Here is an 11,929-nt window from a genome sequence, read left to right on the forward strand (position 1 = left end):
CCCCGTCCGGAGGGCGGAAATCGGCTGGACTCCCGCAATGGTCCAGTCCACTATGAGCCCAGTGACGTCCTCCGCACCGCGCTCCCCCGCTGCCGCCGGACCAGGCGGGCGCCTGGCGCCGCCGGGTCCTGAGAGCCTCGGCAGCTCGCTCTGGTCGGTCAACTTCCGGCTCTACTTCACCGCTCGTTCCGTCGCCATGCTCGGCGACACGATGCTTCCGGTCGCGCTGTCCGCGGGGCTGCTGTCGTACGGCTACTCGGCGGGCGACATCGGCCTGGTGATGGCCGCGACCACCGCCTGCTTCGCGGGCTTCGTGATCTTCGGCGGCGTCATCGCCGACCGCTTCGACGCGCGCCGCATGATGATCGGCGCGGACCTGGCGCGGGTGTGCACCCAGTCCACCGCGGCCGTGCTCTTCCTGACGCACAGTGTGCGGCTGTGGGAGGTGCTGCTGATCGGCGTGGTCAACGGCACGTGCGCGGCGGTGTTCCAGCCCGGGGTGGCCAGCACGGTGGTGCGGGTCGCGCGGGATGTGCAGGGCGCGAACGCGGTGACCCGGGCCGCGGAGTCGGGGGCGAGCCTGGCCGGGCCCGCGCTCGCCGGTGTGCTGGTCGGCTTCACCTCGGCGGGCGCGGTCTTCGCGGTGCACGCGACGACGTACCTGACCAGCGCGCTGTGCCTGCTGGCGCTGCGGCTGCCGCCGGTGGGGGCGCGGGCCCGCGACGGCGCCGGGAAGGCGGCGCCGGGCGCCTTCCGGGCCGATCTCGCCGAGGGCTGGCGGGAGTTCCGGGCGCGGACGTGGATGTGGGCGGTGATCCTGGTCTGGACGGTCTACACGATGTGCGTGATGGGCCCGTTCATCCCGCTGGCCGCGGGCCAGATCATCCCGGAGCACGGCGCGGGCGCGTACGGCCTGATGAACTCCGCGCTGGGCGCGGGCACCGCGTGCGGGGCGCTCGTGGCGATGCGGCTGCGGGCCGACCGGCCGCTGCGTGCGGGCACCTTCGGGATCTTCGCCTTCGCCCTGATGCCCACCTCGGTGGGCCTGGACCTGCCGATGCCGATGCTGTGCGGGGGCGTCTTCGTCGCCGGGATCGGCGGCGCCTTCTGGGCGGTCAACTGGGCGACGAGCGTGCAGACGCAGGTGCCGAACGAGATCCTCAACCGCATCCACGCCTACGAGGTCGCCGGTTCGGTGGCGATGCTCCCGGTCGGCCAGGCGCTCGCGGGCCCGGCCGCGTCCGTCCTCGGCGCCCGGCACGTCCTCCAGGCGGGCGGTGTGGTGGCCGTCTGCGTCGCCGTCACCCTGCTGTCCATCCCGGCGGTACGGGGCCTGCGCCGCGCCCACTGACCGGCCTCGCCCACTGACCGGCCGCGGGAACGGGCGGCAGCGCCAGGGCCGATTCCCGCCAGCTTCCGACGCCCGTGCCGACCAGCATGATCAGCATGAACACGAACGAATTCAGCGGCCGGACCGCCCTGGTCACCGGTGGCTCACGCGGTATCGGCGCGGCGGTCGCACGGCGGCTGGCGCAGGGCGGCGCGGACGTCGCGATCACCTACGAGAAGGACAAGGACAGCGCGGAGGCCGTCGCGGCCGAGGTACGCGCCCTCGGGCGGCGGGCCCTGGCGCTGCGCGCGGACAGCGGGGACGGCGCCGAGGCGGAGGCCGCGGTGGACCGGGTCGCGGAGCAGTGGGGACGGCTGGACGTCCTGGTGTGCAGCGCCGGGGTGTACGTCACCGGCGCGGTGACCGACCTGGGCGCCGCGGACTTCGACCGCACGGTCGCGATCAACGTGCGCGGGCCCTACCTGGCCGCCCGCGCGGCGGTCCGGCACATGCGCCCCGGCAGCCGTATCGTCGCACTCGGCAGCAACGTCGCCGAGCGCACCCCCTTCCCCGGCCTGACGCTCTACGCCCTGACCAAGAGCGCGCTGGCCGGTATGACCAAGGGCCTGGCCCGTGACCTGGGCCCGCTCGGCATCACCGTCAACCTGCTGCACCCCGGTCCCACCGACACCGACGCCAACCCGGCGGACGGCCCGTTCGCCGACACCGTGCGCGGCCTGACCGCGCTCGGCCGCTACGCCGAACCGGCGGAGATCGCGGCGGTCGTGGCCCATCTGGCGTCGGACGCGGCCTCGTACGTCACCGGCGCGATCGTGCACGCGGACGGCGGCTTCACCGTCTGAGCCCGGGCGCTCCCTCACGGACACCCCCTGCTCCGGACGAAAACCATGTGATGCGGGGCAGGGGGGACCGTAGTGTCAGGCGTGATGTCTGCCACCGCCCCTGACTCCGCGCCCGCCGTCCGCCCGCGGTCCTCCATCCGCTCGCTGCTGCGGCTGTGGCCGTACGTGCGGCCGGTACGGGTGCGGCTGTCGGTGTCGGCGGTGGTCGGCGTCGTCGCCTCGTGCATGTCGCTGCTGATCCCGCTGGTGCTCAAGTGGCTGGTGGACGGGCCGGTCAAGGACCGCGACCCGTCCGGGGTGTGGCTGGGCGGCGGGCTGCTGCTGGCCCTCGGCGTCGCGGAGGCGGGGCTGTTCGGGGTGCGGCGGTGGCTGGTGGCGCGGCCGCTCGCGGGCGTCGAGGCCGCGATGCGGGCGGATCTCTACCGGCGGCTGCAACGGCTGCCGGTCGCCTTCCACGACCACTGGGCGTCCGGGCAGCTGCTCTCCCGTGCGACGACCGATCTGCAGATCCTGCGGATGTTCCTGGCCTTCCCGCTGGTCTTCCTGTTCGTCAACGCCACCACGCTGCTGGTCGGCGTGGTGGTGCTGCTCACCCAGTCCCCGCTGCTGACGCTGGTGGTGCTGGGCCCGGCGGTGCCGCTCATGGTGCTGTCCACCCGCTTCGAGCGGCGGTACGCGCTCGCCGCCCGGCGCGCCCAGGACCAGGCGGGCGACCTGGCGACGCTCGTCGAGGAGTCGGTGCTCGGCATCCGCATCATCAAGGCCTTCGGCCGGCACCGCACCCAGGCGCAGGCCTTCCACTCCCGGGCCCGCGAGTTGCGCCGCACCGAACTGCGCAAGGCCGACCTGCTGTCGGACCTGTGGGCGCTCATCATGACGCTGCCGGAGCTGTCCATCGGGGTGGCCCTGCTGATCGGGGTGCTCCAGGTCTCCGACGGCAAGCTGTCGGCGGGCACCCTCGTCGCCTTCCTGTCCACGGCGCTCGCGCTGCGCTGGCCGGTGGACTCGATCGGCTTCCTGCTGGCGATGAGCAACGAGGCCGCGACCGCCGCCGACCGCTACTTCGAGCCCATGGACACCCCCGGCGCGGAGGCCACCGACGACGACGGCCCCGCCGCGGCCACCGCCCACCAGGGCGACGGACTGCGGCTGGAGGGCGTCGTCTTCCGCTACCCGGACGCGCCCGCCGGCAGCGAACCGCTGCTCACGGGCGTCGAGCTGCACGTCCCGGCCGGACGGACGACGGCCCTGGTCGGCGCGACCGGCAGCGGCAAGACGACGCTGACCGCGCTCGTACCGCGGCTGCACGAGCCGACCGCCGGGCGGATCACGCTGGACGGCACGGACACCACGCTGCTGTCCGCCGCCCGGCTGCGCGAACTGGTCGCGGTCGCCTTCGAGGAGCCCACCCTCTTCTCCGCGACCGTGCGGGAGAACGTGGCCATGGGCGCGGGCCCCGCGGGCGCCGACGAGGAGGCGGTGCTGCGCGCGCTGGAGGTCGCGCAGTGCGGCTTCGTGCACGCCCTGCCGCAGGGGCTGGACACGCAGGTCGGCGAGCAGGGGCTGAGCCTGTCGGGCGGGCAGCGGCAGCGGCTGGCGCTGGCCCGCGCGGTCGTGGGGCGGCCGCGGTTCCTGATCCTGGACGACCCGCTCTCGGCGCTCGACGTGCACACCGAGGCACTGGTCGAGGCCGCGCTGCGCGAGGTGCTGCGGGAGACGACCGCGCTGGTCGTCGCGCACCGCCCGTCGACCGTCCAGCTCGCCGACCAGGTCGCGCTGCTGTCCGGCGGCCGGATCACCGCGGTCGGCACCCACACCGAACTGCTGCGCACCAGCGCGGAGTACCGCCATCTGATGTCCGGCCTCGGCTCCGGGACACCGCCGCAGGACACCGTGCCCGGGGCCGCCGCCCTGGAGAGGAGCGACGCCCGATGACGTCCGCCACCGAGCAGCAGCTCGGCGACCCGGAGCGGACCGGAGCCGCCACCGGCACCGGCACCGCCCCGCCGGAGCCGGACGCCTTCGACCGGGACGTGCTGCCCGCCCCGCCCGACGCCCAGTCGGTGCTGCTGCGTTCGCTGCTGCGCCCGCACCACCGGCGGCTGTGGGTGACCACCGTGCTGCTGCTGGTGCAGCAGGCGGCGGTGCAGGCCGGGCCGCTGCTGGTCGCGTACGCGATCGACCACGCGATCCCGCAGGTGCGCGAGGGGCGGCACGGGGCGCTGATCGCGGTCACCGCGGCCTATCTGGGCTGCGGCCTCGCGGCCGGGCTGCTGCAGCGGGCGTTCATCCGGATCGCCGCGCTGATCAGCCAGGACGTGCTGATCGAGCTGCGGGCCCGGATGTTCCGGCACGCCCAGACGCTGAGCCTGGACTTCCACGAGCGCTACACCTCGGGCCGTCTCATCTCGCGCGCCACCTCCGACGTCGAGTCGATCCGCGAGCTGCTGACCGACGGTCTGGAGGAGCTCATCGGGGTGGTGCTGAGCTGCGTGTACATCTCGGTGCTGCTGCTCGTGCTGGACTGGCGGCTCGGCCTGGTCACCCTCGTGTCGTACCTGCCGCTGTACGTCGCGGTGCGGATCTTCCAGCGCCGGTCGATGGTCGCGTACCGCAGGCGCTCGACGGCCGTCGCGGCGGTCATCGTGAAGTTCACCGAGACGATGAACGGCATCCGCCCGGTGAAGTCCTTCCGCCGCGAGGTGCCCAACGACACGGCGTTCGACGAGCTGAACCACCGGCACTACCGCGCCAACGGCGACGCGATCCTGGAAATGGCCCGCTACGTCGTCGGCTCCCGGCTGATCGCCAACGTCACCATCGCGGGCATCGTGGTGTGGGGCGCCTACCGGGTCGCGGGCGGCGGGATGGCGCTCGGCGTGCTCGCGGCCTTCGCGCTCTACCTGCGGCGGCTGTACGACCCGATCGACCGGCTGGGGATGTTCCTCAACTCCTACCAGTCGGCGGCCGCGTCGCTGGAGAAGATCGCCGGGCTGCTGGCACAGGCGCCGACCGTGCCCGAGCCGGAGCGGCCCGCGGCGCTGCCGCCGGCCGCGGACGGCCGCCCGGGGCGCGAGGTGGTCTTCGACCGGGTGCGGTTCGGTTACCGCACGGGCGGCGAGGTGCTGCCGGAGTTCAGCCTGCGGCTGCCGGCCGGCCAGCTGGTCGCGGTCGTCGGCGCGACGGGCGCGGGCAAGTCGACGCTGGCCAAGCTGCTGGCCCGGTTCTACGACCCGACGGGCGGGCGGGTGCTCGTCGACGGCACGGGCCTCACCGATCTCTCGCTCGGCGACCTGCGGCGCGCGGTGGTGATGGTGACGCAGGAGGCGTTCCTGTTCTCCGGCACCGTCGCCGAGAACATCTCCATCGGGCGGCCCGACGCGACCCGCGAGGAGGTCGAGGCGGCGGCCCGCGCGATCGGGGCGCACGACTTCATCGCGGCCCTCCCGGACGGCTACGACACCGACGTCCGCAAGCGCGGCGGCCGGATCTCCGCGGGCCAGCGCCAGCTCGTGGCCTTCGCGCGGGCCCTGCTGGCCGACCCCGGGGTGCTGATCCTGGACGAGGCGACCTCGTCGCTGGACATCCCCGGCGAGCGGGCCGTCCAGCACGCGATGCGCACGGTGCTGGCCGGCCGTACGGCGGTGGTCGTCGCGCACCGGCTGTCGACGGTCGAGATCGCCGACCGGGTGCTCGTGATGAGCGACGGGCGGATCGTCGAGGACGGCCCGCCGGCGCAACTGATCGCCGCCGACGGGCACTACGCCCACCTGGACGCCGCCTGGCGCGACGGCCTGGCCTGAGCCCGGGGCCCGTGCGTCACCCGGTGGCCGGGGCCGCCGCGCCCGGCGCCGGGGTGTGCGGGCCGGCCCCGTCCGCGGGGCGGGACAGCGGGCCGCCGCGCAGCACCACCGCGCCGACCAGGGCGCCGACGGCGAACATCGCGGCGCACCACCAGAAGACGGTGGTGTAGCCGTGGATCGCCGCGAGCTGGAGCACGTGCGCGCTGGGTTTCCCGTGCGCGTGGGCGGCGACGTAGCGCGTGCCCGCCCCGGCCGCGACGGTGTTGAGCAGCGCGGTGCCGATCGAACCACCGAGCTGCTGGCCGGTGTTGATGCTCGCCGACGCCACCCCGGAGTCCTGCGGGCCGACGCCGAAGGTGCCGGTGGCGGCGACCATGCCGAAGATCAGGCCGCTGCCCGCACCGATGACCAGCAGCGGGCCGAACAGCGCGGACCAGTAGCCGGAGTGCTCGCCGATCCGGGTCAGCCAGGCCATCGCGGCCGCGTCGAGCAGCATGCCGGTGAAGACCATCGGGCGCGGGCCGAAGCGCGGCAGCAGCCGGGTGTTGCCGAGGACCGCGAAGACGCCGCTGACCAGCACCATCGGCAGCATGGCGACGCCGGAGCGGATCGCCTTCCAGCCCAGCATCACCTGCATGTAGTAAATGAGGAAGAGGAACACGCCGAAGGTCGCGGCGCCCAGGACCAGGACGGTGAGGTAGGCGCCGCCGCGGTTGCGGTCGAGGACGACGCGCGGCGGCAGCAGGGGGTGGGCGGTGCGCGCCTGGAGGAAGCCGAAGACGGCCAGCAGCGCGGCCCCGGACGCCAGGAAGGACACCGTCGTGACGCTGCCCCAGCTGTGCGACCCGGCGTGCGCGAAGCCGTAGACCAGGCAGAACATCCCGGCGGAGACGGTGGCCACACCGGGCACGTCGAGCCGTCCGCCGGGCGTGCGCGGCTGCCTGCCCACGAGCGTGACGGCGCCGAAGGCGGCGGCGACGGCGAAGATCACGTTGACGTACATGCACCAGCGCCAGGACAGGTACGTGGTGAGCGCGCCGCCCAGCAGCAGGCCCAGGCCGCTGCCGGCCGCCGCGACCGCGCCGAAGACACCGAAGGCCCTGGCCCGTTCGCGCGGGTCCTTGAAGGTGGTGGTCAGCAGCGACAGCGCGGAGGGCGCGAGCAGCGCGCCGAAGACCCCCTGGCAGGCGCGCGCGGCCACCAGCATCGGGAAGCCGACCGCGGCGCCGCCGACCGCGGAGGCGGCGGCGAAGCCGATCAGGCCGGTCAGGAAGGTGGTCTTGCGGCCGAGGAGGTCGGCGAGCCGTCCGCAGAACAGCAGCAGGCTGCCGAACGACAGCGCGTAGGCCGTCACGACCCACTGCCGGTCGGCGGTGCCGAAGCCGAGGGCGCGCTGCGCGGAGGGCAGCGCGAGGTTCATCACCGTCAGGTCGAGGACGACCATGAACTGCGCGACGGCGATGACGCCGAGAACCAGCCAGCGGCGCGGGTCGGCGTCCGCGTTCCCGGCCGTTTTCGGGACCGGCCCGGCCCCGGGGGTTGCGTCGTGCACTGCCACGACCGTCTCCTTTGCACATCGGGCACTCGTCGGACACTCCGACGGGCCGGGGCGCCGCCCGGACCTGTCCGTCCGGCGCCTCGACGCTCACAGGACGCCGCTGGTCGCAGCGCTGTGACAGGCTGCGCCTGTGACGAGCGACACCGCCCGCGGCTGTCACAAACCGGCCGCGGCGGTCGTCTTGTGCGCGAGGACGGGCGCGAGATCGGGCGCGGTGACAGCCGCGCGGCACACGGGGAGGAGCCGGCGGTGGGCGAGGCGAGCGACGGGGTGGCGGAGGCGGCCGGGAAGAGCCGTGCGGACGGCGCCGGGGAGGTCGTCCACCGGGACGTCGACGCGGCGACCGAGGCGTTCGTGGCCCACCGCAATCTGCTCTTCACGGTCGCCTACGAGATGCTCGGTTCGGCCGCCGACGCCGAGGACGTGCTGCAGGAGACGTGGCTGCGCTGGGTCGGCGTCGATCCGTCGACCGTGCGGGAGGTGCGCGCGTACCTGGTGCGGATCACCACCCGGCAGGCGCTGGACCGGCTGCGCGCGCTGGGCCGCCGCAAGGAGTCCTACGTCGGCCCGTGGCTGCCCGAGCCGCTGCTCACCGCGCCGGACGCGGCGCAGGACGTCGAGCTGGCCGAGAACGTGTCGATGGCGATGCTGCTGGTGCTGGAGACGCTGAACCCGACCGAGCGGGCGGTCTTCGTGCTGCGCGAGGTCTTCGACCTGGACTACGACGAGATCGCCGAGGCCGTCGAGAAGACCCCGGCGACCGTACGGCAGATCGCGCACCGGGCCCGCGGGCACGTGGCCGCGCGCCGCCCGCGCGGCAGTGTCTCGGCAGCCGAGACGCGGGCGGTGCTGGACGCCTTCCAGGAGGCGGTGGAGAACGGCGACCTGCAACGGCTGCTGGATCTGCTGGCGCCCGGGGTGGTGGCGCTGAGCGACGGCGGCGGGGTGGTGCACGCGCTGGTCCGCCCGGTGGTGGGCGCCCCCAAGGTGGCCCGGCTGCTGGCCAACGGCTGGTACCGGCGGCGGGGCGCGCGCAGCTTTGAACCGGTCGAGGTCAACGGCGGCCCCGCGCTGCTGGTGCGGTTCGGCGGGGCGCTCGACGCGGTGATGGCGGTGCGCATCGACAGCGGCCTGATTTCCGGCCTCTACAGCGTGCGCAATCCGGAGAAGCTCTCCCGGGTCGGGCGGCAGACGGCCGTGAGCCGCTCCTCGTAGGCCCCCCGCGGGTGTGCCCGGTTCGCCCCGGGAGGCCCCGATAGGTCGGTGTCGCGGCACGCCGGAGCGGCAGTGGAGTTCTCCGGCGTGCAACACCGTGGCAACACCCGTCCGTTATGCGGATGCGAGACCCCGTTCACCGGACGTTTTTCAGCCAAGTTGGCCCCATGGGACTGACATGAACAGGTAAAGAGTGCCACTCTGTGCCCCGTTCCGCAGCACTTCCACAGCTCTATCCGGGCGGATCACCAACCCCTCCCGCCCGGCCTGTCACCGGCCGTCACCCGCGGCCGCCGCAGAAGGAGTGACGAGTGGCTCGATCCCCCCGTACGCGCCGGACGGCAGCAGCCGTCGGCGCGCTGGTCGCCGGTGCGGCCATGCTCGCCGTGACCCTCCCGGCCGGGACGGCGGCGGCAGACCCCGCCGCGCAGTCCGCGCCGGCCGCCGGCACCCACGCCCAGCCCAGGGCGGGCGCGCTGCCCGCCGCGCTGAGCCCCGCCCAGCAGGCCGCCCTGGTCTCCCACGCCCAGGCCGGCGCGACCGCGACCGCGTCGTCCCTGCACCTGGGCGCGCAGGAGAAACTGGTCGTCAAGTCCGTGGTCCAGGACGCCGACGGCAGCACCCACACCCGCTACGAGCGCACCTACCAGGGCCTGCCCGTGCTCGGCGGCGACCTGGTGGTGCACACCAGCGCGCTGGGCGCGACCACCGGCGTCGACAAGGCCACCGGCGCGAGCGTCGCGGTGCCCTCCACCACCGCGGGGATCAGCGCCGCCGAGGTGAAGGCCGACAACCTGTCGCGCATGAAGGCCCTCCGCAACGACTCCGCCGTGGTCGACTCGGCCCGCAAGGTCGTGTGGGCCGCGTCCGGCACCCCGGTGCTCGCGTGGGAGACCGTGCTCGGCGGCTTCCAGGACGACGGGACGCCCAGCGAGCTGCACGTGATCACGGACGCCACCTCCGGCAAGCAGCTCTTCCAGTACCAGGGCATCGAGACCGGCGTCGGCAACAGCGAGTACAGCGGCCAGGTGAACATCACCACGACGCTGTCCGGCAGCACCTACCAGCTGACCGACAACACCCGCGGCGGCCACAAGACGTACAACCTCAGCCACGCCACGTCCGGCACCGGCACGCTGTTCACCGACGCCGACGACACGTGGGGCGACGGCAACGGCAGCACCGCCCAGACCGCGGGCGTCGACGCGGCCTACGGCGCCCAGGAGACCTGGGACTTCTACAAGAACACCTTCGGGCGCAACGGCATCGCCGACGACGGCAAGGCCGCCTACTCCCGTACGCACTACGGCAACTCGTACGTCAACGCCTTCTGGGACGACTCCTGCTTCTGCATGACGTACGGCGACGGCAGCGGCAACGCGCACCCGCTGACCGCGCTGGACGTCGCGGGCCACGAGATGAGCCACGGCGTCACCTCCAACAGCGCGGGCCTGAACTACTCCGGTGAGTCCGGCGGCCTGAACGAGGCGACGTCCGACATCTTCGGCACCGGCGTGGAGTTCTACGCGAACAACTCCAGCGACCCGGGCGACTACCTCATCGGCGAGAAGATCGACATCAACGGTGACGGCAGCCCGCTGCGCTACATGGACAAGCCCAGCAAGGACGGCGGCTCGAAGGACTACTGGTCCTCCAGCCTCGGCGGCCTGGACGTCCACTACTCCTCGGGCCCGGCCAACCACTTCTTCTACCTGCTGTCCGAGGGCAGCGGCGCCAAGGTGATCGGCGGGGTCAGCTACAACAGCCCGACCTACGACGGCCTGTCGGTGCCGGGCATCGGCCGGGACAACGCGCTCAAGCTCTGGTACAAGTCGCTGACCGAGCGCTTCACCTCCACCACCAACTACGCCGCGGCGCGCACCCAGTCGCTCCAGGCCGCGGCCGACCTGTGGGGCCAGGGCAGCGCCACGTACAACACGGTGGCCAACACCTGGGCGGCGATCGGCGTCGGCAGCCGGGTGTCCAACCCGACCGGTGTGACGGTCACCAACCCCGGTAACCAGTCCACCAAGGTGAGCACCGCGGTGAGCCTGCAGATCCAGGCCAGCTCGACGACCTCGGGCGCCCTGACCTACAGCGCCACCGGCCTGCCCGCGGGCCTGAGCATCAACGCCTCCACCGGCCTGATCTCCGGCACCACCGGCAGCAGCGCGAGCACCTCCAGCGTGACGGTGACGGTCAAGGACTCCGCGAACGCCACCGGCACCGCCTCCTTCAGCTGGGCGGTCACCAGCACCAGCGGCGGCTGCACCGCGGGCCAGCTGCTGGCCAACCCCGGCTTCGAGAGCGGCAGCACCGGCTGGACCTCGTCCTCCGGCGTCGTGGACAGCAGCACCGGCGCCCCGGCGCACTCCGGCTCGTACAAGGCCTGGTTCGACGGCTACGGGACCACGCACACCGACACGCTCTCCCAGTCGGTGACCATCCCGGCGAGCTGCACCAGCGCCAGCCTGACGTTCTACCTGTACGTCTCCTCCGACGAGGGCACGGGCACGGCGTACGACAAGTTCACCGTCGCCGCCGGCAGCACCACCGTGGCCAGCTACAGCAACGTCAACCAGGGCACCGGCTACGTCCAGCGGACGGTCAGCCTCACGCCGTACATCGGTTCCACCGTCGCCCTGAAGTTCACCGGCACCGAGGACTCCAGCCTGGCGACCTCCTTCCTGCTCGACGACACCGCCGTCAACGTGAGCTGACGCGGTCGCACCATCCGTTCGGCGGTACGCACCCGGGCCGGTCAGCACTGGCCGGCCCGGGTGCGTTCGAGTTTTTGCCGCTTTTCTCCGGTGTGGGGTGATCGGCTCCGGGCGCCCCGGTCCGTACAGTGCGGAGCTGAAAGTGCCCCACATGTAGGAGATGCAATATGGCAACCGGAACCGTGAAGTGGTTCAACTCGGAAAAGGGCTTCGGCTTCATCGAGCAGGACGGCGGCGGCTCCGACGTCTTCGCCCACTACTCGAACATCCAGTCGACCGGCTTCCGTGAGCTGATCGAGGGCCAGAAGGTGTCCTTCGACGTCACGCAGGGCCAGAAGGGCCCGCAGGCCGAGAACATCAAGACCCTCCAGGCATAAGCCCGGCTCCGCCCCTGCGGGGCATCCCCAGGGGCGCGGACTTCCGCGCCCCTGGGGCCCCGG

8 protein-coding genes are annotated in these 11,929 nt (G+C 73.2%); 7 read left to right on the plus strand and 1 reads right to left on the minus strand.

The genetic code is table 11. The features are described 5' to 3' along the window. Positions 1-52 precede the first annotated feature (52 nt). The 4 genes from ACH4PY_RS23730 (at position 53) to ACH4PY_RS23745 (ending at position 5,996) form a co-directional block, all read left to right on the plus strand. The gene (locus tag ACH4PY_RS23730) at positions 53-1,351 is read left to right on the plus strand and encodes an MFS transporter (RefSeq protein WP_398186502.1); all 1,299 of its coding nucleotides are present in this window, start codon (positions 53-55) and stop codon (positions 1,349-1,351) included. Between the two features lie 95 nt (positions 1,352-1,446). Further along, positions 1,447-2,193, plus strand: a complete 747-nt coding sequence (locus ACH4PY_RS23735; protein ID WP_398186273.1) for an SDR family NAD(P)-dependent oxidoreductase — start codon at positions 1,447-1,449, stop codon at positions 2,191-2,193. 84 nt (positions 2,194-2,277) lie between these two features. After that, complete coding sequence (locus ACH4PY_RS23740; RefSeq protein ID WP_398186276.1) at positions 2,278-4,128, plus strand: ABC transporter ATP-binding protein; 1,851 nt, start codon at positions 2,278-2,280, stop codon at positions 4,126-4,128. Next, complete coding sequence (locus ACH4PY_RS23745; protein WP_398186279.1) at positions 4,125-5,996, plus strand: ABC transporter ATP-binding protein; 1,872 nt, start codon at positions 4,125-4,127, stop codon at positions 5,994-5,996. Before ACH4PY_RS23740 ends, ACH4PY_RS23745 begins: the two co-directional genes overlap by 4 nt. A gap of 16 nt (positions 5,997-6,012) precedes the next feature. On the opposite strand, the gene ACH4PY_RS23750 is transcribed toward ACH4PY_RS23745, so the two are convergent. Next, the gene (locus tag ACH4PY_RS23750; RefSeq protein ID WP_398186282.1) at positions 6,013-7,554 is read right to left on the minus strand and encodes an MFS transporter; all 1,542 of its coding nucleotides are present in this window, start codon (positions 7,552-7,554) and stop codon (positions 6,013-6,015) included. A gap of 270 nt (positions 7,555-7,824) precedes the next feature. Between ACH4PY_RS23750 and ACH4PY_RS23755 the strand changes: the two genes are divergently transcribed. The 3 genes from ACH4PY_RS23755 to ACH4PY_RS23765 all read left to right on the plus strand — a co-directional run bounded on the left by ACH4PY_RS23755 (position 7,825) and on the right by ACH4PY_RS23765 (position 11,866). Next, on the plus strand, positions 7,825-8,769 hold the full coding sequence (locus ACH4PY_RS23755; RefSeq protein ID WP_398186505.1) for an RNA polymerase sigma-70 factor: 945 nt from the start codon (positions 7,825-7,827) through the stop codon (positions 8,767-8,769). Between the two features lie 377 nt (positions 8,770-9,146). Continuing rightward, a complete protein-coding gene (locus ACH4PY_RS23760; RefSeq protein ID WP_398186507.1) occupies positions 9,147-11,489 on the plus strand; it encodes a M4 family metallopeptidase in 2,343 nt (780 codons plus the stop codon). A 167-nt stretch (positions 11,490-11,656) separates the two neighbouring features. Beyond that, the gene (locus tag ACH4PY_RS23765) at positions 11,657-11,866 is read left to right on the plus strand and encodes a cold-shock protein (RefSeq protein ID WP_031518373.1); all 210 of its coding nucleotides are present in this window, start codon (positions 11,657-11,659) and stop codon (positions 11,864-11,866) included. Positions 11,867-11,929 lie beyond the last annotated feature (63 nt).

It is taken from the genome of Streptomyces sp. NPDC021224 (genome assembly GCF_044332905.1).
GTDB lineage: Bacteria > Actinomycetota > Actinomycetes > Streptomycetales > Streptomycetaceae > Actinacidiphila.